Genomic DNA, 21,305 nt, shown 5'->3' with positions numbered 1-21,305 from the left:
AGCCCCCGGCAACGGCCCCGCACCCGCCCACCGGCCGGGCGGCGGGGCGGCGGGGCCGGGCCGACCACCGACCCGGCCCCGCCGTCCCACACCCCGCAACCCCCAGCGGAGCTCCCCCGCCCCGGCCTCAGTCGAAGCGCCCTCCCACCGCCGGCCGCACCGCGTCGGCCACCGCGTTCGCGAGCCCCGCCACCTCCTCCAGCCCGAGCCCGGACACGGTGATCCGTACCCCGGGCCGGCTCTCCACCCGGAACCGCGCCCCCGGCGCCACCGCCCAGCCGGCCCCCAGTAGCCGCGCCACCGCCCCCGTCTCCTCGGCGACCGGTACCCACACGTTCATCCCGCTGCGCCCGTACGCCGGTACTCCCCGCCGCTCCAGGGCCGCGACGAGCCCGTCCCGCCGTTCCCCGTACGACCGCGCCACCGCGGCCGCGTCCACCGCGCCCGTGGTCCACAGCTCGACCACCGCGTACTGGAGCAGCCGGCTCACCCAGCCCGGTCCCAGTCGCTGCCGCCCCCGTACCCGGTCCATGGTGACCGTGTCGCCCGTCAGCACCGCGAGCCGCAGGTCCGGCCCGTAGGCCTTGGCCGTGGACCGGACGAGCGCCCAGTGTCGGGTGACCCCGCCCAGGCTCTGCAACGGCAGGTCCACGATCCCGTGTCCGTGGTCGTCGTCGAGGACCAGCACCTCCGGGTGGAGTGCCAGCAACTCCCGCAGCTCCGCGGCCCGGTGCGCGCTCACCGCCGCGCCCGTCGGGTTCTGCGCCCGGGCGGTGACCACCAGCGCCCGCGCCCCGTCGGCCAGGGCCCGCGCCACCGCCTCCGGCCGGGGCCCGTCGTCGTCCACGGCGACCGGCAGCACCCGCAGTCCCAGTGCGGGCGCGAGGTCGAGCACGCTCCCCCAGCCCGGGTCCTCCACCGCCACGGCGTCGCCGGGGCGAAGGTGGGCGGCCAGTACGCGTTCGATGCCGTCGAGCGCCCCCGAGGTGACCCCGACCGGTCCGGCCGGCACCCCGTCGGCATCGAAGCCGGCGCGGGCGAGGGTCGCCAACTCCGGGGCGACCGGGTCGGCTCCGTACAGGGTGGGCGTTCGCGCGTACCTCCTCGCGGCGGCGGCCAGGGGCCCTTGGAGCGAGGGCAGCAGCGAGACGTCCGGGTTGCCCGAGGCGACGTTGCGCACGCCGGGCGGGACGTCCATCCGCAGCGCGTCGCGGGGCGCGCTCGCCGGTCGTGACCTGACGCGGCTGCCGCGCCGGCCGTCCGTCTCGATGACGCCGCGCTCGCGCAGGGTCCGGTAGGCGGCGGCCACGGTGTTCGGGTTCACGCCGAGCACCGCGGCCAGCTCCCGCATCGGCGGCAGCAGCGCTCCGGGGGCGAGCGCGCCCGATCCGATTCCCGTTTCGACACTGGCCGCGATGTCCGATGCGCGACGCCCCGTGATCAGATAGTCTCCTAGCACAAACCACATTATGCACTAGTGCAACGGAGTTCGCACCATGACCGCCACGCCCGCCACCGAGCCGACCACGCCGACCGCCGCGCAGTCGGCCGCGCGGACGACCTCCGCGTACGAACCCACCGACCGCACCGTCCCGACCCGTTCCCGGGACCGGGCGCGCTACGACCACGAGACCGTGCACGCGATACTCGACCAGGCCTACGTCTGCCACCTCGGCTTCGTGCGCGACGGCGCGCCGGTGGTCCTGCCGACGCTGTTCGGCCGGATCGGCGACGCCCTCTACCTCCACGGCTCGACCGGGTCCCGCCCGCTCCTCGCGGCGGGCAGGGCCGATGCGGGTCTGCCGGTCTGCGTGACCGTGACGCACGTCGACGGCCTGGTGCTGGCCCGATCGGCCTTCCACCACTCCCTGAACTACCGCTCGGTGGTCATCCACGGCACCGCCTACCAGGTCACCGACGCGCAGGAGTGCCGGACGGCGCTCGACGCCCTCGTCGACCAGGTCGTGCCCGGCCGGTCGGCCGACTGCCGTCCCCCCACGGCCAGGGAACTCGCCGCCACCGCCGTGATCCGGCTGGACCTGACCGAGGTGTCCGCGAAGCTGCGGACGGGCGGGCCGAGCGACGACGCCGAGGACCTGGGCCTGCCCTTCTGGTCGGGCGTGGTCCCGGTCGCGCCGGCGTACGGGACACCGGTCCCGGCCGCCGACCTGACTCCCGGCGTCGCCGTCCCGGACTACCTCGCCACGCTCTGAGCCACCGGGGCGGGCCGGACCACCGGCCCGCCCGCCGGCCTCCGCGCCTCGGCGACGATCAGCGCCCCGACGGCCGTCAGCAGCAGGACGGTGCCCAGGATCACGGCCCCGGTCAGCTGTTCACCGAGCACCAGGACGGCGATCACCGCCGCGCTCACCGGCTCGATCAGCATGATCACCGACACGGTGGCGGCCCGCACGGCCGCGGCCCCGTGGAAGTAGAGCGCGTACGCCAGCGCCGTCGGCACGGTGGCCACGTACACGAGCAGCCACAGCACCCGACCGAGTTCGGCGGTGTGCGGGAGCAGGCCCTCCATCGCGGCGAGCGGCAGCAGGCACACCGTGCCCACCGCCACCGACCACGCGGTGGTCACCAGCGGGTCCCCGCCGGCCCCGCGCTGCCCCAACAGGCGGGCCCGCAGGGTCATGGCGGCGTAGCCGGCGGCCGACAGCAGGGCCCAGCCGACGCCGATCGGCCGCACCTCGCCTCCCCCGCTGCCCAGCACCAGCACCGCAAGCCCCGCGAGCGCCCCGCCGACGGCGACGATCCCGCCGCGTCCGAGCCGCTCGCCCATCCAGTAGCGGGCGCCGACCGTGATCAGGACGGGCCCCGCCCCCAGGGTGACCACGGTCCCGACGGCCAGGCCGGTCTCCCGCACGGCCGCGAAGTACGCGGCCTGGAACAGGGTGAACATCAGCCCGGTGGCGATCAGCGAACCGGCCGAGGGTCGCGGCAGGGCGGCACCGGGGCGGCGGACCGCGAGAACGGCGAGCAGGACCACCAGCCCGCCCGCGCACCGCCAGAACGACAGGGCCAGCGGCCCGAGGTCACTGGCGAGGAACAGCAGTGAGGCGGCCGCCCCGGCGGTTCCCCAGGCGGCTCCGGCGACGACGAGGGAGAGAAGACTGCGCCCGGCTGCGGGCGAATGGTTCGACACGTGGGACTCCGCGCTTGCGTGAAGGATGAGGGAAAGGGGTCATCGCTTCGCGGGCAGCGCGAATCCGCCCGGGAACTCCCCGGGGCGGGGTACTCGTTCGCTCGAAGGCCGCCCGCGCTAGGCGGCGGGAGGCGGAAGCACGGTCGAAGGCATGCTCGGCACCTTAGGCGCTCGCCGTCTCGCGGTCCAACACGGCCGGGTCGGCCGCCCCCGGCGGGGTGGGCCGTGCGGACTGGGCGATGAAGGCCCCGCCAAGGACCAGCGCCCCGCCCGCGATCTGCCAGGCGGAGAGGTGCTCGCCCAGCAGCACCCAGGCGAGCACGGTCGCGATGACCGCCTCCAGGCAGGCCACCACGCCCGCCACCTGCGGCGAGAGCCGGCGCACCGAGACGACCCCCGTCAGGTACGCGAACACGGTCGCGATCAGCACGACCCAGCCGAGCAGCACCGCGGCCGGCACCATCGTGTCGCCGAGCGCCGCGTCGGAGCCCAGGACCGACCAGTCCATCCGCCAGGGCCGGGCGATCACGGTCATCACCAGCGCGCCGACGATCATGCCGAACGCGATCACGCCCAGCGGGTCGGGGACATCGTCCCCGTCGGTCCCCTGATCCGCGAACACGAAGTAGAACGCCTGGCAGCAGGCGGCGGCGAGGCCCAGCAGCACCCCGAGCGGGTCCAGGCTCAGTCCGGCCCAGATCTCCACGACGCAGGCCAGCCCGACGACGGCCACCGCCGCCCCGGCCGCGGCCGCCCGGGTCACCGGCTTGCGCTGCACGAAGCGGATCCAGCCCAACAGCAGGGCGGGTCCCAGGTACTCCAGCAGGAGCGCCACGCCGACGGGGATCCGGGACAGGGACGCGAAGTAGAAGGCCTGCACACCGGCGACGGCGATCAGTCCGAAGCCGGCCAGCAGGAACGGTTTGCGGCGCACCAGGTCGCGATGGCGCCAGGCCAGGGGGGACAGCACGAGCGCCGCGCCCGCCACCCTCAACCACACCACGTGCAGCGGGTCCAGACCCGCTTCGATCAGCGGCTTCGCCGCGACGCCCGAACCACCGAACGCACACGCCGAGACGAGGGCGAGGCCCAGTCCGGCGTTCTTCCCTGACGCTTGCATCGCCACATCATGGCAGGCGGCGTCAGGACCGTCATCGACATGACACCTGTTGAGACGCACCCGACACCCACCCCGGTCCGAGCCGCCTTATCTGACAGGTCGTCAGTATTGAATGTTGCGCCCGCCGGGGCTACCTTCCGCCGCACGTACCCGACGAGAAGGGGTGGTCGCATGGCCGAAGTCACCGCGGAATCACGCATCGAGGCGCCCGCCGCGAAGCTCTGGGCACAGCTGACGGACTGGGACGCGTACGGCCGGTGGAGCATGACCCACACCAACTTCCCGAAGGGCGGACCGCAGATCCTGGCGGTCGGATCGACCTTCGCAGAGAACATGAAGATGATGGGCTTCCCGGCCGAGGTCCTCTGGACCGTCTCGGAGCTGGAGGACGAACGTCTCTTCGCCATCACCGGCAAGGGCCCGATGGGCGTGGCCGTCCTCACCCGGTACACCCTGGTCCCGGACGGCGCGGCCACCACCGTCCGGATCGACGGCGAGTTCACCGGGGCCGCCGTGTCGCTGATGGCCGGCAAGCTCAAGGACTCGGCCACGGCCGCGCTGAACGAGTCGCTGCGCAAGCTGGCCGGCCTGGTCGCCTGACCCGCACCCCGCCGTGTACGCCGGTGCGCACGAGGGCGCGCCCCGCGAGAGGATTCCCACGGGGCGCGCCGTCGTGTGGTCTCGGCCGGCTCAGTGCTCGTCGGCCAGGATCAGGTAGAGCTTCTTGCGTGCGTCGTTGATGACCCCGAGGGCCTTCTCGCGCTGCTCGGGCGTGCCGGTCTTGAAGACCTGCCCGAAGGCTTCCATCAGGCCGACTCCGGCCGTCCGGACCTCATGCATCGCCTCGAAGTCGAAGCCTCGTCCGGCGTCCGCCCAGGGGGCGTCCGGACCCGACTCGGCCTCGGTGCGACCGGCGTCGGTGAGCGTGAACAGCTTCTTGCCGCCCTCGCTCTCGTTCGTGATGAGGCCCTCGTCCTCCAGCAGTTGCAGGGTCGGGTAGACCGAGCCGGGGCTGGGCTTCCAGGCCCCGCCGCTGCGCTCCCCGATCTCCTGGATCATCTCGTAGCCGTGCATCGGCCGGTCCGCGAGCAGCGCCAGGATGGAGGCGCGTACGTCACCCCGCCGGGCCCGGCCGCGCGGTCCACCGCGCCCGCCGCGCCCTCCGAAGGGTCCACCGCCGAAGGGCGGTCCGAACGGGCCGAAGGCGGCGCGACGCCCGCCGAACTCCTCCCGACGGTCCGGCCCGCAGTGGCCGTGACCCCGTCCGTGCTCGTGGCCGTGGTCGTGTCCGTGCTGTCCGTGTGAACGCATGACTGCGCTCCTTTCGTCATCGAGTGTTCTCGCCGTCCGACCCGGTGTCCGACGGCTTCGATGTCTCCACTATCGCTGATCGCTCGCGATGCGTCAACGATATATCGGAAACTCTTCGACAACAGAGCCAGACACCCCGAATTGGCCTTGGGCGGCGTTCCCCGACCCGCCCTACGGTCGAGGTCATGCGCATCCGAATCGTCGACGCCTTCACCGACCGTCCCTTCCACGGGAACCCCGCCGGGGTCCTGCTGCTGGACGGCGCGTTCCCTCCGGACTCCTGGCTCCAGCAGGTCGCCGCCGAGGTCAACCTCTCCGAGACCGCCTTCGCCCGACCGCTGCCGGCGGGCGGGGAGGCCGACTGGGAGCTGCGCTGGTTCACCCCGGCCGCCGAGGTGGACATGTGCGGCCACGCCACCCTCGCGACCGCCCACGTCCTCGCGACGACCGGCCGGGCGAGCGGTCTGATCCGCTTCGCCGCCCGCTGCGGGATCCTCACGGCGCGGACCGCCGAGGACGGCACGATCACCATGGACTTCCCGACCTCCTCGCTGACGGAGGTCGAACCCGTGCCCGAGGTGGAGCGCGCGCTGGGCGCCGCGATCATCTCGGTGCACGACACGTCCGCGCACGTCGGCGACCTGGTGGTGGAGCTCGCGGACGAGCGGACGGTACGGGAACTCACCCCCGACATCGCCGCCCTGCGCGGCTACGCCCGCCGCGGGGTGATCGTCACCGCGGCCGCCGAGGACCCCTCACGCGGCCACGACTTCGTCTCCCGCGGCTTCTTCCCGGCGTTCGGCATCGACGAGGACCCCGTCACGGGCAGCGCCCACACCGCGCTCGCCCCGTTCTGGGCGCGACGCCTGGGCCGCACCACGCTGACGGGCCTCCAGGGCGGATCCCGTACGGGTCTGGTCCGCGTCACGCTCGCCGGTGAGCGCACCCTGCTGACCGGTCACGCGGTCACGGTCCTGGACGGGGAACTGCTCACCCGCCCCTGAGGACCGCCCGAAGACGCCTCAGGGCGTCGGCAGCCAGTCGACCCTGCCCGCGAGCAGGGCGTAGCCGCCGAAGGCCACGATGTCGAGCAGCGCGTGCGCGACGACGAGCGGCCCGACGCGCCCCCAACGGCGGTAGGCCAGCACGAACACCACGCCCATCACCATGTTGCCGATGAAGCCGCCGATGCCCTGGTAGAGGTGGTAGGAACCGCGCAGTGCCGAGCTGGCCAGCAGCGACGCCGTCGGGGACCAGCCCAGTTGGTCGAGCCGGCGCAGCAGGTAGGCCAGCACGATGACCTCCTCCACCACGGAGTTCTGCAGCGCGGAGAGGATCAGTACGGGGAACTTCCACCACACGTCCGGCAGTGCCTCCGGCACCACGGTCAGGTTGAAGCCGGTGGCGCGGGCCGCCAGGTAGAAGGCGAGCCCGGCGCTGCCGATGCCGGCGGCGACCAGCACTCCGCGACCGAGGTCGAACAGCGGCCTGGTCCGGTCGAAGCCGAGCGCGCGCAGCCCCGGAACCCCTTCCCGGGTCAGCAGGTGCGCGACGAGCAGGACGGGGACGAGCGCACTCGCGATCCCGAACAGCTGCCACGCCAGGTCCAGCCAGGGCCGCCCGGGCGCGTACGACCCGTTCAGCGTGGCCGCCTGGTCCTTGAGCCCGCCCGGCTTGGTCAGCGAACCGATGAAGCTGATCAGGGCCGAGACCCCGCTCGCCCCCAGCGACAGCGCGAGGACGAGCAGCGTCTCGGTCCGCAGGCACCCGCGGTCGACTTCCCGCAGGTCCTTGACCACCGGCTCCGGCTCCACCCGCACGCCCGACTCCCGTCCCGCCGCGATCCCGCCGCGACGTGCCGTCACGACTTCCCCCATACTGCCTCCTCGGCGGGGGAACGGGATCACCGGACTCGATCGGGGTCAGCGACGGGCCGCCGCGGCGGCGTCCACCTCCTGCCCGGCGAGCCCGACCGGCCAGGTGTGCACGGGCTCGCCCCGGTGCGACAGCTCGCTGTAGCGCCGAGTGGTGGCCGCCAACGCCTCGTCGCGTCCCAGACCGCCCGCGACGGCCCGGTGGAAGGTGTCCACCTGCCAGGTCGCGCCGTTCACCCGGCGCCGACACCGCTGCTCGATGATCCCCAGGTAGTGGTCCCGGTCCGCCGGCTCGATGCCCCAGGCGTCCAGCCCGGCCGCCGCCATCGGAAGCAGTTCGTCGAGCACCAGCCGCACCGCCGGCACGCTCGCCAGACCTCCGCCCCGCCCCCGTCGCGGCCAGCGCAGCCGCGCGTCGATCCCGTACCGACAGGCCGCGTCGAAGTTGGCCTCGGCCTCCGCGAACGGCAGCCTCGACCAGACCGGCCGCTGCTCGTCCGCGAGCGTGCGCACCAGCCCGTAGTAGAATGCGGCGTTGGCGACCACGTCGGCCACGGTGGGCCCGGCCGGCAGGACCCGGTTCTCCACCCGCAGGTGGGGCACCCCGTCGGCGACCCCGTACACGGGCCGGTTCCAGCGGTAGACCGTGCCGTTGTGCAGCACCAGCTCCTGCAGGCTCGGCACCCCGCCCTCGGCGAGCACCCGCAGCGGCTCCTCCTCGTCGCAGATCGGCAGCAGGGACGGGAAGAAGCGGACGTTCTCCGCGAAGAGTTCGTACGCCGAGTCCACCCACCTCTCCCCGAACCAGGTCCGCGGCCGCACGCCCTGCGACTGGAGTTCGGGCGGTCGGGTGTCGGTGGCCTGGGTGAAGAGCGGCGGCCGCGACTCACGCCACAGCTCGTGCCCGAACAGGAACGGCGAGTTGGCGCCGACCGCCGTCTGTACGGCGGACACCGCCTGGGCCGCGTTCCACACGTCCGAGAACCGGGCCGGGGTCACCTGGAGGTGCAGTTGCACCGAGGTGCAGGCGGCCTCGGGCACGATCGACCCGGAGGTCCAGGTCAGCCGCTCGACCCCGTCGATGTCGAGGATGAAGTCCTCGCCGCGCATCATCAGGATCTGCTCGTTGAGCAGCGAGTACCGGTCCACGGCGGAGAGGTTCGCCAGGGCCAGGTCGGAGCGGGTGAGCGTCGGCAGGATGCCGATCATCACCACCCCGGCGTCGATCGCGGCGGCCTGTCGGTGCGCATAGTGCAACCCCGCGCCGAGTTCTTCGGCGAGCTGGTCGAATACCCGTCCGCCGAGGCGGTGCGGGAGTACGTTCACCTCCAGGTTGAACATTCCGAGTTCGGTCTGGAAATCGGGGCTCGCTATCCGCTCCAGAACCTCGGCATTCACCATTCTCGGCAACCCGTCGGCACCCGCGAGATTCAGTTCGATCTCCAGTCCCATCATGTTCTTGGGCCGATCGAACCTCTTCTCCGCCAGAAGGCGCTCCAGCCCCTCCAGGCACTCGTGGAGCTTCCTTCGATACCGATGCCGATCGGACAGGTCGAATCCGCCTGCCACGACCTTCTCCCCCATCGAAGCGTCCCTCCTCGAATGGGCCTGGCCCGGTGCACCCAGGCGCGCGTTACGGTCGATGATGCCCCGGCGCAGTGATCGATAACGCGGCGGGGGCGCGCATGGCGGACAGCGCGCGCCGGTTTGGCCCGAAGGGCGCGTCGGCACATTCACCTGGCAAGCTTGAAAGCGCAAATTCCCCGTCGACTTTGCGCATTCCGCATAACCGACGCTTTCCAGCCGAGCCCCCGTCCGGTAACCTCCGAGGTCAGCGCGACATGTTCGCGTGCAACCGGCATGAATGCCATGCCAGAGGGACCGGTAAGCGCCTTGTCGGCAATGGACGGGACAGCTAGCCGAAACACTGCGTGAACACATGTCGTATAAACTCCGCAAACGAGGCAGAGAGTTGGCGCGCGGCCATTGCCCCTCAGCCCCCCTCTGACCCCAGAATGCGACAGCGCCGTCCGCACCTTCCCCCGCACCCCAGGTCTCCCAAGTGAGAGGCGACCCACCATGCCGCTGCATGTCCCTCCGGCTCCCGCGCCCGCCCTGCGCTGCGTCCTCGCGGCACTTCGCTCCCCCACCGCCGTGCACGAGGCGCACACCCCGGCCCTGCGCAAGATCCAGGGCCCCCTGACCGCGGAACTCCCCCTGCCGGTCCACGTGCTCGACCGGTTGCAGGCCTCGCCGCTCACGACCGGCGGCCGGCCGCCCCGCACGCGGCTGACCGGCTGGAGGTTCATGATCCGCAGCGGAGACCGTTTCGTCGCCGCGGCCGACACCCGGCTCACCGCGGACGGCTGGGCCTTCTCCCACTTCTTCGAGGGCCCCTACGTGGCGGCGACCGAACGCGCCCTGCGTCAGGCCGAGTCGCTCGGCATGAACCACCAGCCGAGACTCCTGTCCGTACCGGAGCTGTACATGCTGACCCTGTGGCTGCACGGAGCGGTCAACGCCGACGCCTCGGCGGGCCTGCCGGACGCGGCCGACCTGCTGATCCCCCTGGCCCCGGCACCTCCCGGGATCGCACCCTTCCGACCGCACACCGTGTCCGAGCTGCTGCCCGTACTGACCCGTCGACTCACCCCGCCCGCCCCTCCGGCACCGCCCGCGGTGGCCGCACCGGCCGCCTGACCGGCGCTCCCCGAACGGCATGGCCCAAGCTGCCCATTCGGCCTAGCCCGCTCGGACCACTGGTGAACCACCCGAAATGACAGGGGAGTTGGCCTGAACCGCCCGCACGAGTGATGCGTCATCAATGTATGAGGACAGCTGCCGGGAAATACCTACGAAGCAGCCGTCGTGGGGGAACACTGAGGACATGCTCCCCGCAGGCGCGGGGATGACCCAGGGGGACGGCCATGAATCACGCATCGAGCCGTAGCACACAGACCACATCGCAGCGAAAGAACGCATCCATGTGCCAGCACCAGCCAGCCTGCCCGACGTCAGACTCCGCCGACAGGGAGGCCGCACTGCCCGTGGCCAACCACCCGGAACAGGGCTGGAGCCTGCTGTGCAACGGCGTCCTGCTCTTCGAGGACACCGGGGAGCTGTTGCCGGACGGCCAGATCATCGCCCCACACCGGCCGCTCGCGGTCGCCTAGACAGGACGACAGGGACGACAGGGAACACGGGGAAGGGGCCGGTCCCGGAGCATCGCTCCGGGACCGGCCCCTTCCCCGTGTCAGCTCACACGGCCACGATCACGACTCAGTTGTCGTACTCGTCGAGCGGCGGGCAGGAGCACACCAGGTTCCGGTCGCCGAAGGCGCCGTCGATCCGGCGCACCGGCGGCCAGTACTTCTCGGAGGCCGTGACCCCGCCCGGGAAGACGGCCTCGTCGCGGGTGTACGGGTGGTTCCACTCGCCGCCGAGTGCCGCCGCGGTGTGCGGGGAGTTGGCCAGCGGGTTGTCGTCGACCGGCCATTCGCCGCCCGCGACCCGCTCGATCTCGGCGCGGATGGCGATCATCGCGTCGCAGAAGCGGTCGATCTCGGCGAGGTCCTCGGACTCCGTCGGCTCGATCATGAGCGTGCCGGCCACCGGGAAGGACATCGTCGGCGCGTGGAAGCCGTAGTCGATCAGGCGCTTGGCGATGTCGTCGACGCTGACGCCCGTGGCCTTCGAGAGCGGACGCAGGTCGATGATGCACTCGTGGGCGACCAGGTTGCCCGGACCGGTGTAGAGCACCGGGTAGTGCGGCTCCAGGCGCTTGGCGATGTAGTTGGCGCCGAGCACGGCCACCTGGGTGGCGCGCTTGAGGCCCTCGCCGCCCATCAGGCGCACGTACGACCAGGAGATCGGCAGGATGCCGGCCGAGCCCCACGGGGCGGCCGAGATCGGGCCGACGCCCGTCTCCGGACCGGCGGTCGGCTGGAGCGGGTGGTTGGGGAGGTACGGGGCCAGGTGCGCCCGGACACCGACCGGGCCGACGCCCGGACCGCCGCCACCGTGCGGGATGCAGAAGGTCTTGTGCAGGTTCAGGTGCGAGACGTCGCCGCCGAAGTGACCCGGCTTGGCCAGACCGACGAGGGCGTTGAGGTTGGCGCCGTCCACGTAGACCTGGCCGCCGGCGTCGTGCACCTGGGCGCAGATGTCCGCGACGTGCTCCTCGAACACACCGTGCGTGGACGGGTAGGTGATCATCAGCACGGCGAGCTCGTCGCGGTACTGCTCGATCTTGGCGCGCAGGTCGTCCGCGTCCACCTCGCCGTCGTCGGCGGTCTTGACGACGACGACCTTCATGCCGGCCATCACGGCGCTGGCGGCGTTCGTGCCGTGCGCGGAGGACGGGATGAGACAGATGGTGCGCTGCTCGTCGCCGTTCGCCCGGTGGTACGCGCGGACGGCCAGCAGACCGGCCAGCTCGCCCTGGGAGCCGGCGTTCGGCTGGATCGACACCTTGTCGTAGCCGGTGACCTCGCAGAGACGTTCCTCCAGCTCGTTGATGAGCGTGAGGTACCCCTCGGCCTGCTCGACCGGGGCGAAGGGGTGCAGCTGCCCGAACTCGGGCCAGGTGACCGGCTCCATCTCGGTGGTCGCGTTCAGCTTCATCGTGCAGGAGCCCAGCGGGATCATGCCGCGGTCCAGCGCGTAGTCCTTGTCCGAGAGCTTGCGCAGGTAGCGCAGCATCGCGGTCTCGGAGCGGTGCTGGTGGAAGACCGGGTGGGCCAGGTACTCGTCCGAGCGCAGCAGGCCCTCGGGCAGGCCCTCGGGGGTGATCTCGTCCAGCGCCTCGATGTCGGCGGTGACGCCGAAGGCCGCCCAGACGGCCTCGATGTCGGCGCGCAGCGTGGTCTCGTCACAGGAGATCGACACCAGGTCGGCGTCCACGCGGTAGAGGTTGACCCCACCCGCGCGGGCGGCGGCGACGACCTCGCCGGCGCGGCCGGGTACCCGGACGGTGAGGGTGTCGAAGTACGAGCCGTGCACGACCTTGACCCCGCCGGCCGCCAGACCCGCGGCGAGCACGGCCGCGTAGCGGTGGGTCCGGCGGGCGATCGTCCGCAGCCCGTCCGGGCCGTGGTAGACGGCGTACATGCCGGCCATGACGGCGAGCAGCACCTGCGCGGTGCAGATGTTGCTGGTGGCCTTCTCGCGGCGGATGTGCTGCTCACGCGTCTGGAGCGCGAGACGGTAGGCCTTGTTGCCGTCCGCGTCCACGGAGACGCCGACGAGGCGGCCGGGCAGCGAGCGGGCGTGCTTGGCCTGGACGGCCATGTAGCCGGCGTGCGGTCCGCCGAAGCCCATCGGGACGCCGAAGCGCTGGGTGGTGCCGACGGCGATGTCCGCGCCCAGCTCGCCCGGGGAGGTGAGCAGGGTCAGCGCGAGCAGGTCGGCGGAGACGGTGACGATGGCGCCGAGCTCATGCGCCTGGTCGACGACCGGCTTGATGTCGCGCACGACGCCGGAGGCACCCGGGTACTGGAGCAGCACGCCGAAGACGCCGCGCTCGGCGATCTCGGCGGGGATGCCCTCGGACAGGTCGGCGACGACGACCTCGACACCCGTCGGCTCGGCGCGGGTCTCGATCACGGCGATCGTCTGCGGCAGCGCGTCCGCGTCGATCAGGAAGACGCCGTTCTTGACCTTGCCGACGCGGCGGGCCAGCGACATGGCCTCGGCGGCCGCGGTGCCCTCGTCGAGCAGCGAGGCGCCCGAGGTGGGCAGGCCGGTCAGGTCCGCGACGACGGTCTGGAAGTTCAGCAGCGCTTCGAGGCGGCCCTGCGAGATCTCCGGCTGGTACGGCGTGTAGGCCGTGTACCAGGCGGGGTTCTCCATGACGTTGCGCAGGATCACCGGCGGCGTGAAGGTCCCGTAGTAGCCGAGACCGATCATGGACGAGAGAACCTGGTTGCGGTCGGCGAGCTCCCGGAGCTCGGCGAGCACCTCGGCCTCGGTCCGCGCCTCGGGCAGGTTCAGCGCCTCGGCGCTGCGGATCACATCCGGCACCGCGGCGGCGGTCAGTTCGTCCAGGGAGCCGTAGCCCACGTGGGCGAGCATCTTCGCCTGCGCCTCGGCATCCGGGCCGATGTGGCGCTGCTCGAAGGGGATGCCTCGCTCCAGCTGGGAGAGCGGAATGCGGTTGGCGGTCATGACGGAGGCCTCCTGGTCGTATGACCTGCGAGGGGCACCACGGCGCGGGCACCCGAACGGCCTCCCCCTCTGTCATCTCAACCTGAGAGCTTCACCGGGCCTCCTGGGGTTCGCCCAAGAGATCCGGCTTTCACCGTCGGTGAGGAGAGGAACCGGCACAGATCATCCGGTACCCGCCCCTGCTTTCCAGAGTGGCCTCACCACGTGCGGTACGTATGCCTGAGAGATTCCGGGGAGGATTTGCTCCTTCGGCGCCTCCGTCACGTTCACTCGGAGGACTCTCCCGCACAGGGTCGACAGCCGTCACCCAGCCTACCAGCGAGGTTCTGAACCCTCCCTCGAGTGGCCCCCTCTTCGAATATGCACTTCTGTAGTGAATACGGATGAGTTGCGACCATGTGGAGGGACCGTGCAGACCGACATCGATCCGCGCAGCCTGATCGGCCGCAAGGCATTCGACCGCAACGGAGCCAAGATCGGCACCGTGGACGAGGTCTACCTCGACGATGCCACGGGCGTCCCGGAATGGGCCGCGGTCCGGACGGGCCTGTTCAGCCGCGACGCGTTCGTCCCCCTGGAGCCCAGCGAGGTGGTCGAGGACACCCTGCGGGTCCCCTTCGAACGGTCCCTGATCAGGGACGCGCCCGACTTCGGGGTCGGCCGCCACCTCTCGCCCGAACAGGAACTGCAGCTCTACCACCACTACGGACTGGACGTGACCCTGCCGACGGAGTTCCACCACCCGCCGACCCCGCCGAAGAACACCCCCCGCGACTTCGGCCGGCTCGCGGGCGAGGGCTAGGACCCGCCTTTCGGATCATGCCGAACGCGCCCGCTCACCGCCCCCTCCCCCTCCGTCTCCCCCGACCAGCGGCAGCGGATCGGACGACTCCAGCTCCGGATCGTCCACCTTGAAGGTCCGCACGCGGCCGGGCGGCGTCCCCGGCTGCTCGAACCGCACGGTCACCCGCCCGACCCCGCTGCCCTGTACCCACCCGGGCCCGTACACCGCGTGTCGCACGTCGCTCCCGGCCGGCCAGAACCGCCCGGGGGCGATCACGGCCTCCCCCGGCTTCGGGACGGCCCCCTCGCCCTCCGCGCCCCGTACGGCCCCCTCGGCCCCCTCCGACTCCTCCGGAGCCCCGTCCAGGGTCCCGGTACCGTCCGCCGCGCCCCCGCCCGACGACTCCTCGTCCTGCGCCGCCGGGCCCGCGACGGTCCCGGCCGCCTCCGCCGCGCCCTCGGCTTCGGCCCGGGCCTCGGCCTGCGCGAAGAGGTCCTCCTGCGTGTAGTCCGCGAGCCCCGTCACCCCGACCCCCAGCAGGCGCACCCCGCCCGTGGTGTCCACACCCTCCAGCAGCCGTGCGGCCGCCTCCCGGACCACCCCCGGGTCGTCGGTGGGCCCCCGCAGCGTCTCCGAGCGCGTCAGCGTCGAGAAGTCGAAGCGCCGCACCTTCAGCACGATCGTGCGCCCCGAGTGCCCCGAGGACCGCAGCCGCCCCACACAGCGGTCGGCGAGCCGCTGCACCTCGCCCCGGATCCGGACGCGGTCGTGCAGGTCCACGTCGAAGGTGTCCTCCACCGAGACCGACTTCGCGTCCCGCTCCGCGACCACCGGGCGGTCGTCCAACCCCAACGCCATCCGGTACAGCCCCAGCCCGTGCGAGCGCCCCACCATCCGGATCAGCTCGTCCTCGCCGGCCTCGGCCAGCTCCCCCACGGTGGTGATGCCGGCCCGCCGCAGGTGTTCCCCGGTGACCGGGCCCACCCCGGGCAGGGTCCGCACCGACATCGGCGCGAGGTGTGCCCGTTCGGTCCCCGGCTCGATCAGCAGCAGCCCTGCCGGCTTGGCCTCCTCGGAGGCCACCTTGGCCAGCATCTTGGACCCCGCGAGCCCCACGGACCCACTGAGCCCCGTCGCGGCCATGATGTCGGCCCTCAGCCGCTCCCCGGCGGCGCGGGCCCCGGTGGAGTCGAAGGCGACCTCGCCCGCCTCCAGGTCCACGAAGGCCTCGTCCAGGCTGAGCGGCTCCACGAGGGGCGACAGGGCCCGCAGGAGCCCCATGACGCGCTCGCTGACCGACTGGTACAGGCGGAACCGGGGGGTGAGGTAGGCGCCGTTCGGGCAGAGCCGTCTGGCCTGCGCCATCGGCATCGCCGAGTGCACGCCGAATCGCCTGGCCTCGTAGGAGGCGGTGGCCACCACCCCGCGCGGCCCGAGCCCGCCGACGATCACGGCCTTGCCGCGCAGGCTCGGCTTCGACGCCTGCTCCACGGAAGCGTAGAAGGCGTCCATGTCCAGATGCAGGATGGTCGGCGCGGCTCTCACAGCCCCGATGCTGCCCTACGCCTCTGACAATCCGGCGGGAGCCCGCCGGAGCGCCTCAGACCGCCCGGTTGCGGCGTGCCGCCAGCTCGTCCTCGGGGTTCTGCCCGACCAGCGTCTCTCCGGTGTCGATCCGCTCGCCGTGGAGCTGGGACAGCGCGTTCTCCACGTCCCGCCAGACCACGCCGATCGCGATGCCGAAGACGCCCTGTCCGCCCTGGAGGAGGCTGACCACCTGATCGGGTGAGGTGCATTCGTAGACGGTGGCGCCGTCGCTCATCAGCGTCATGCGCTCCAGGTCCGAGAACCCGCGGTCGCGCAGGTGCTGCACCGCGGTGCGGATGCTCTGCAGCGCCACCCCGGTGTCCAGGAACCGCTTGACGATCTTGAGGACCACCACGTCCCGGAAGCTGTACAGGCGCTGCGTGCCCGAGCCGTAGGCGGGTCGGACGCTCGGCTCCACCAGCCCGGTCCGCGCCCAGTAGTCCAGTTGCCGATAGGTGATGCCGGCGGCGGCGCACGCCGTCGGACCCCTGTAGCCGATCTGCTCGGGCGCCTGCTCCTCGCTCACCGGTCCGACCGGCGTCGGAACCGACTCCGGCTGACGGCGCGCGGAACCCGCCGCACCGCCGTGGAGCGGGTACGGCCCACCGTCACTCCGTGCGGGGATGCCCCCGGTCGTACCGTCGCCCGTGATCCTCACGCCGACCCTCCGTCCTTGACCTGCCACCTCGAAGGTAGGCAGTCACCAGGGGTGCGTCAACGATCGCCACACTCGGCACGCCGAGTGATAGTCACCCTGAGAGTGGTTTCCCGTGTCCGTTTACGGGGGAAGGCTACTCGAATGGGCTGAAACTTCACGGAGGGTGACACGGCCCGCGCCGCCTCACTGTGGCCCGGTGCCGAAGTCCTCGGGCGAGATCTGGTCGAGGAACTCGCGGAACTTCTCCACCTCGTCCTCCTGCTCATCGGGGATGGCGATGCCCGCATCGTCGAGCACGCCGTCACTGCCGTAGATCGGCGTCCCCGTCCGCAGGGCCAGCGCTATGGCATCGGAGGGCCGCGCGCTCACCTCGACCCCGCTGGCGAAGACAAGCTCCGCATAGAAGACGCCCTCCCGCAGATCCGTGATCCGAACCTCGGTGAGCTCCTCACCGACCGCTTCCAGCACGTCCTTGAACAGGTCGTGCGTCAGCGGACGGGCAGGGGCCATGCCCTGTTGCGCGAAGGCAATGGCGGTCGCCTCCCCAGGTCCGATCCAGATGGGGAGGTACCGATCGCCTCCCACTTCACGCAGGAGCACGATCGGTTGGTTGGAGGGCATTTCCACCCGGACACCCACAACGTCGAGCTCGTTCACACAGCAACCCTAGGACCTGCCCGGCAGGTTTGGGTAGTCGGGCTCCCCCTGGTCAGTGGAGCCGGACCCCGAGGGCCGTCTGAACCAGGGCCTCGTGGAGCCGTACGGACAGCCCCGCGAGCTCCCGCATGGTGGCCTCCGCATGGGCTCTGGTCTGCGGATTGCGGTGGCGGCGCAGCGGGGCCACGAGCTGCTCGACGAGACCGGCCTCCCGATCCGCGGCCGCTTTCATGGCGCGCAGATGGCGGGGCTCGAGCCCGAATCGACCGAGATCCGCGATCAACCGGGCCACGGTGACCGTCTCGGCGTCGAATCCGCCGCCCGGCGCCTCGGCGATGAGCCCGTACGACTCCCACTCGGCGAGCTGTGCCTCGTCCACCTCGGCGGCGGAGACGAGTTCGGCGCGGCCCACCCGGGCCGAGGTGGCGCGCTCCCGCCCCACCTCGCCGTAGACGGCGGCGGGGCTCGCGGGGTCGACGGAGTCCCCGTGCATGGTGGGCGACGGGATGCGGACCTGTTCGCCGCGGTCGAGCGCGTCGAGCTGTTCGCGAATGACCTTCAGCGGCATGTAGTGGTCCCGCTGGAGGCGCAGGATCCGGCTCAGCCGATCCACGTCGTCGGTGCTGAACTTGCGGTATCCGGAAGGTGTGCGCCGAGGCTCGACGAGCCCCTCCGCCTCCAGGAAGCGGATCTTCGAGATCGTGACGTCGGGAAACTCGTCACGCAGCATGGTGAGCACCGTGCCGATGCTCACCAGCCGCCCGGCCGAGCCGGCGGTGCCGTTTCCGGCACCGCCTGTCGGGGTGCGCAGCATGGGACCTTCCCTTGACGGGTCAGATGCCCCGCAGGCTCGCGTAGAAGACCAGCCGGTACTTGCCGATCTGCACCTCGTCGCCGTTGTGCAGGGCGACGGAGTCGATCGGCTCACGGTTCACGTACGTGCCGTTCAGGCTGCCCACGTCCGAGACGGTGAAGCCACCGTCCTGGCCCCGACGGAAGTCGACATGCCGCCGGGAGACGGTGACGTCGTCCAGGAAGATGTCGCTCTGCGGGTGCCGACCGGCCGTGGTCAGTTCGCCGTCCAAGAGGAACCGGCTGCCGGAGTTGGGACCGCGCCGCACGATCAGCAGAGCGGAACCGGGGGGCAGCGCTTCCACCGCGGCCTGGGCCTCGGGAGAGAGCGAGGACGACACGTGCTGCTGTCCCGACACCTCGGCCTCGTAGGCCTCAAGGCCCGAGATCGAGATCGTGGACGTGGTCTCCGAGGCACGCTCCGGCGTCAGACCCGGCCGCAGCGGCGCCCCGCAGCTGGAGCAGAACCGGCTGGCCGCATCGCTGCGGTGCCCGCACCTGCTGCAGATCTGCTCGGCCGACATGGACGGCTCCTCGCGCCGCGGCTGCCCCGCGGAGGCATTGGTGGCATACGGGTCGGGGGCAAACCCTCCACCCGTACTTGAGGTTGATGGTTCACCGAAACCTATGCGTCCGGTACCGGCAGGGTCAACAGCCGACGCGCCCTGAGCACCCGAAACATCACTCGAGCCGGCGACCTCGTCGCGGAAGAGCGGCCGGTCGCCCTGCCCTTCCACGTCTCCGTGCCCCGCACGGTGCCTCGCGGCACCGCCTTCCTCGCGGTTCTTCTTGCCGAACAACTTCTCAAACAACTTCACGGGCGATTCCCCTTGACCGAAACAGACCCGCCCGTGGGGCAGGACGAACTCCGAATGCACACACCTGCCGATCCGGACATTCTCACAACGTCCGTAACCACCAGACAGTTTCCACCACACACCGCGACTTCGGTGCCTCGACCCCCCGCAGGCATCCACCCGCGTGAGCCGCTCCACGTTTCGCCCCGCGTCACGGTGATGACGACCGAGCGTAGTCAGGCTGCTTCGCAGCCCGCAAGGCGTCCACAACGATCTTCGCCGACCGTGTGACGGCGACCGTGGCTTGTTCCTTCTCCAGCGTCTGTACAACGCCGCCGGGGATGTTCAGCGCGGGCTCCAGGTCCTGCGGCTTGCCGATCACCCTGAATTCATAGGGTTGTGTGATCTTCTTCCCATCGATGCCGACCCCACCGCCCTCGTCCGAGAAGAACGACCCGGCCACCACCCGCACACCGTTGATCTGGATCGCCTCGGCACCGGCCGCCCGCAGCTCCTGCAGCGTGTCCAGGAGCTGGTCCGGCTGCACCTGCCCCGTGGGGTCGGTGATCCGCAGCGTGATGCCCGGTCCCTGGGCAGCCACCGTACCGGCCAGGATGCCCAGTTGACGTTCCTTCTCCACGGTCTGCTTGCGCGCCTCCTCGGCCTGATCGGAGCTGTTCTCCAACTCCTTGCGCTGATCCTCCAGCCTCTGCTTCTCGTCCTCCAGGCGCTTCGTCCGACCGTCGAGCTCGTCGAGGATCCGTACGAGGTCCTCCTGACGGGCCCCGCGCAGCGGAGCGCCCGAGTCGCTGTTCGAGCGGACCTGGATGGCCAGACCCAGGCCGAGGACGAACAGCAACAGCGCGACGATCAGTTGGGCGCGGCTCACCCTCGGCGGCCACAGACCGGCCGCCAGACGCTGCCGACCGGTCTCCTCGGGTTCGGCCACCTGCGCCGCCCCCTCCTTAAGAGGCTGCTCGGGGACGTTCGGTTCCTCCGGCGGGGTGTTCTCCGTAGTCATCGGCGTCACGCCCGGAACACGTGCCGGCGGATGGCCGCGGCGTTGGAGAAGATGCGGATGCCGAGCACGACGACCACGCCGGTGGACAGCTGAGCGCCGACGCCCAGCTTGTCGCCGAGGAAGACGATCAGCGCGGCGACCACGACGTTCGACAGGAACGACACCACGAAGACCTTGTCCACGAAGATGCCGTCCAGCATCGCGCGCAGACCGCCGAACACCGCGTCCAGCGCCGCCACCACGGCGATCGGCAGATAAGGCTCCACCACGGCCGGCACTTCGGGCCGGACCAGAAGTCCGACCACCACTCCGACCACGAGGCCCAGTACCGCGATCACGATGCACCCTTCTTCGGCTCTGCTGCTGTAGCTGTACGTACGGTCAGGCTCGACGCGGCCGGCAGGCGGATGTCGTCCACGGGCGCCAGGCCGGACCGGATCCCGTAGTTCTCCTGCAGCACGTGCAGGTACTGGCCGCCCACGGAGTCCTGGAACGCGGTCCCGAGTTTCTTCTTGTCGCCCACCGCGAGCACTTCGTACGGCGGCACCAGCGGCTTGTTGTCGACCAGTATCGCGTCACCCGCGGCCCTGATCGCCGAGAGGGCCGTGAGGCGCTGACCGTTGATCGAGATCGCCTCCGCGCCGGACTGCCACAGCCCGTTGACGATCTTCTGCATGTCCCGGTCGCGGAGCCGGCCGGTGTCCGAGAATCCGGCGCTCTCGCGCGGCCCGCCGCCCCCTCCGGAGGAGGATCCCTTGGCGTCGTCCACCGTCAGCTTGATCCCCTGGCCGCGCACGTCGGTGGCGCCGGCCAGCAGGGCGACGAGTTGCCCCTGGTCCCCGCCGTGCTGCTTGAGCGCCTCGCGCTGGCTGTCGGCGACCTCGGTGCGCAACCGTTCGATGTCCCGCTCCACGGTGGTCGCGTGCTCGTCGGCCCGCTCCACCCGGTCGATGAGTTCCTGGCGCTCCTTGGCCAGCACCGGCGCCGCTATCCGCGCCTCGGCCGCTCCGAGGGTGACGACCATGGCGGCGATCACCAGTCCGGCGGCGAGGCCGAGCTTGGCCTTGAGGGTGCGCGGCAGGCCCGCCGTACCGTCTGCCGCGCGCCGTGCCGAGGCTTCCGCATAGCCCTCGTCGAGACTGTGGTCCATCACGTGCGTCAGCAGCGACATGGAAGCGTCCGGGCGCGCGGGCGGCGTGGCCGAACTCCGGTTGTTGGGCGGCTGCGACATGCCCCACATCGTCGCATGTCACCACCGTTGCCACCGAATGCGGCCGGTCCGGTGGGCCGGCACGGAAGGCTGTCCCGTGCCGGCCCACCGGACCGGT

General features: G+C 71.4%; 21 protein-coding genes and 1 riboswitch. Of the genes, 6 read left to right on the top strand and 15 right to left on the bottom strand.

The window, feature by feature from the left end:
* Positions 1-127 precede the first annotated feature (127 nt).
* The gene (locus OG906_RS28435; RefSeq protein ID WP_329446826.1) at positions 128-1,468 is read right to left on the bottom strand and encodes an aminotransferase class I/II-fold pyridoxal phosphate-dependent enzyme; all 1,341 of its coding nucleotides are present in this window, start codon (positions 1,466-1,468) and stop codon (positions 128-130) included.
* Positions 1,469-1,496: 28 nt separating this feature from the next.
* Between OG906_RS28435 and OG906_RS28430 the strand changes: the two genes are divergently transcribed.
* Positions 1,497-2,213: a pyridoxamine 5'-phosphate oxidase family protein gene (locus OG906_RS28430; RefSeq protein WP_329446824.1), complete on the top strand. Its 717-nt coding sequence runs from the start codon at positions 1,497-1,499 to the stop codon at positions 2,211-2,213.
* On the opposite strand, the gene OG906_RS28425 is transcribed toward OG906_RS28430, so the two are convergent.
* Positions 2,195-3,151: a DMT family transporter gene (locus OG906_RS28425; protein WP_329446822.1), complete on the bottom strand. Its 957-nt coding sequence runs from the start codon at positions 3,149-3,151 to the stop codon at positions 2,195-2,197. The two genes, OG906_RS28430 and OG906_RS28425, sit on opposite strands and share 19 nt — an antisense overlap.
* A gap of 163 nt (positions 3,152-3,314) precedes the next feature.
* Positions 3,315-4,271, bottom strand: coding sequence for an EamA family transporter (locus tag OG906_RS28420; protein ID WP_329446819.1), 957 nt, complete (start codon positions 4,269-4,271; stop codon positions 3,315-3,317).
* 171 nt (positions 4,272-4,442) lie between these two features.
* Between OG906_RS28420 and OG906_RS28415 the strand changes: the two genes are divergently transcribed.
* The gene (locus tag OG906_RS28415; RefSeq protein WP_329446818.1) at positions 4,443-4,871 is read left to right on the top strand and encodes a type II toxin-antitoxin system Rv0910 family toxin; all 429 of its coding nucleotides are present in this window, start codon (positions 4,443-4,445) and stop codon (positions 4,869-4,871) included.
* A gap of 90 nt (positions 4,872-4,961) precedes the next feature.
* On the opposite strand, the gene OG906_RS28410 is transcribed toward OG906_RS28415, so the two are convergent.
* A complete protein-coding gene (locus tag OG906_RS28410; RefSeq protein WP_078999660.1) occupies positions 4,962-5,582 on the bottom strand; it encodes a PadR family transcriptional regulator in 621 nt (206 codons plus the stop codon).
* 185 nt (positions 5,583-5,767) lie between these two features.
* Here OG906_RS28410 and OG906_RS28405 point away from each other — a divergent pair, with 185 nt between their 5' ends.
* Positions 5,768-6,586: a PhzF family phenazine biosynthesis protein gene (locus OG906_RS28405; RefSeq protein WP_329446815.1), complete on the top strand. Its 819-nt coding sequence runs from the start codon at positions 5,768-5,770 to the stop codon at positions 6,584-6,586.
* 18 nt (positions 6,587-6,604) lie between these two features.
* Here the strand turns inward: OG906_RS28405 and OG906_RS28400 are convergent, their stop codons facing one another.
* Positions 6,605-7,459 (bottom strand): CPBP family intramembrane glutamic endopeptidase, encoded by an 855-nt coding sequence (locus tag OG906_RS28400; protein WP_329446813.1) that lies wholly within the window; start codon positions 7,457-7,459, stop codon positions 6,605-6,607.
* A 45-nt stretch (positions 7,460-7,504) separates the two neighbouring features.
* Positions 7,505-9,040: a glutamate-cysteine ligase family protein gene (locus tag OG906_RS28395; protein ID WP_329446811.1), complete on the bottom strand. Its 1,536-nt coding sequence runs from the start codon at positions 9,038-9,040 to the stop codon at positions 7,505-7,507.
* Positions 9,041-9,535: 495 nt separating this feature from the next.
* Here OG906_RS28395 and OG906_RS28390 point away from each other — a divergent pair, with 495 nt between their 5' ends.
* On the top strand, positions 9,536-10,156 hold the full coding sequence (locus OG906_RS28390) for a hypothetical protein (RefSeq protein ID WP_267803670.1): 621 nt from the start codon (positions 9,536-9,538) through the stop codon (positions 10,154-10,156).
* 284 nt (positions 10,157-10,440) lie between these two features.
* Complete coding sequence (locus OG906_RS28385) at positions 10,441-10,629, top strand: DUF5999 family protein (protein ID WP_053683766.1); 189 nt, start codon at positions 10,441-10,443, stop codon at positions 10,627-10,629.
* A gap of 106 nt (positions 10,630-10,735) precedes the next feature.
* Here the strand turns inward: OG906_RS28385 and gcvP are convergent, their stop codons facing one another.
* Positions 10,736-13,621: an aminomethyl-transferring glycine dehydrogenase gene (gcvP, locus tag OG906_RS28380; RefSeq protein ID WP_329446809.1), complete on the bottom strand. Its 2,886-nt coding sequence runs from the start codon at positions 13,619-13,621 to the stop codon at positions 10,736-10,738.
* Between the two features lie 197 nt (positions 13,622-13,818).
* Positions 13,819-13,917: riboswitch (glycine riboswitch) on the bottom strand.
* 113 nt (positions 13,918-14,030) lie between these two features.
* On the opposite strand from gcvP, the gene OG906_RS28375 reads away from it, so the two are divergent.
* Positions 14,031-14,423, top strand: coding sequence for a PRC-barrel domain-containing protein (locus OG906_RS28375; RefSeq protein ID WP_267803533.1), 393 nt, complete (start codon positions 14,031-14,033; stop codon positions 14,421-14,423).
* Between the two features lie 15 nt (positions 14,424-14,438).
* On the opposite strand, the gene OG906_RS28370 is transcribed toward OG906_RS28375, so the two are convergent.
* The 8 genes from OG906_RS28370 to OG906_RS28335 all read right to left on the bottom strand — a co-directional run bounded on the left by OG906_RS28370 (position 14,439) and on the right by OG906_RS28335 (position 21,217).
* Entirely contained in the window at positions 14,439-15,950 is a 1,512-nt protein-coding gene (locus OG906_RS28370; RefSeq protein ID WP_329446806.1) for a DNA polymerase IV, read from the bottom strand.
* A gap of 55 nt (positions 15,951-16,005) precedes the next feature.
* Entirely contained in the window at positions 16,006-16,650 is a 645-nt protein-coding gene (locus OG906_RS28365; protein WP_329446805.1) for a MerR family transcriptional regulator, read from the bottom strand.
* Between the two features lie 183 nt (positions 16,651-16,833).
* Positions 16,834-17,307, bottom strand: coding sequence for a bifunctional nuclease family protein (locus tag OG906_RS28360; RefSeq protein WP_007262890.1), 474 nt, complete (start codon positions 17,305-17,307; stop codon positions 16,834-16,836).
* A gap of 52 nt (positions 17,308-17,359) precedes the next feature.
* Positions 17,360-18,121, bottom strand: a complete 762-nt coding sequence (gene ftsR, locus OG906_RS28355) for a transcriptional regulator FtsR (protein WP_329446803.1) — start codon at positions 18,119-18,121, stop codon at positions 17,360-17,362.
* 19 nt (positions 18,122-18,140) lie between these two features.
* Entirely contained in the window at positions 18,141-19,097 is a 957-nt protein-coding gene (locus tag OG906_RS28350; RefSeq protein WP_402302981.1) for an FHA domain-containing protein, read from the bottom strand.
* 70 nt (positions 19,098-19,167) lie between these two features.
* The gene (locus tag OG906_RS28345; protein ID WP_329446801.1) at positions 19,168-19,977 is read right to left on the bottom strand and encodes a DUF881 domain-containing protein; all 810 of its coding nucleotides are present in this window, start codon (positions 19,975-19,977) and stop codon (positions 19,168-19,170) included.
* A 5-nt stretch (positions 19,978-19,982) separates the two neighbouring features.
* The gene (locus OG906_RS28340; RefSeq protein WP_003970459.1) at positions 19,983-20,315 is read right to left on the bottom strand and encodes a small basic family protein; all 333 of its coding nucleotides are present in this window, start codon (positions 20,313-20,315) and stop codon (positions 19,983-19,985) included.
* Complete coding sequence (locus OG906_RS28335; RefSeq protein WP_267803528.1) at positions 20,312-21,217, bottom strand: DUF881 domain-containing protein; 906 nt, start codon at positions 21,215-21,217, stop codon at positions 20,312-20,314. The genes OG906_RS28340 and OG906_RS28335 overlap by 4 nt, the downstream gene beginning before the upstream one ends.
* Positions 21,218-21,305 lie beyond the last annotated feature (88 nt).

The organism is Streptomyces sp. NBC_01426 (genome assembly GCF_036231985.1).
Lineage (GTDB): Bacteria > Actinomycetota > Actinomycetes > Streptomycetales > Streptomycetaceae > Streptomyces.
Note: the sequence above shows the minus strand (reverse complement) of the source record. Positions and strands in the feature narration are given on the sequence as shown.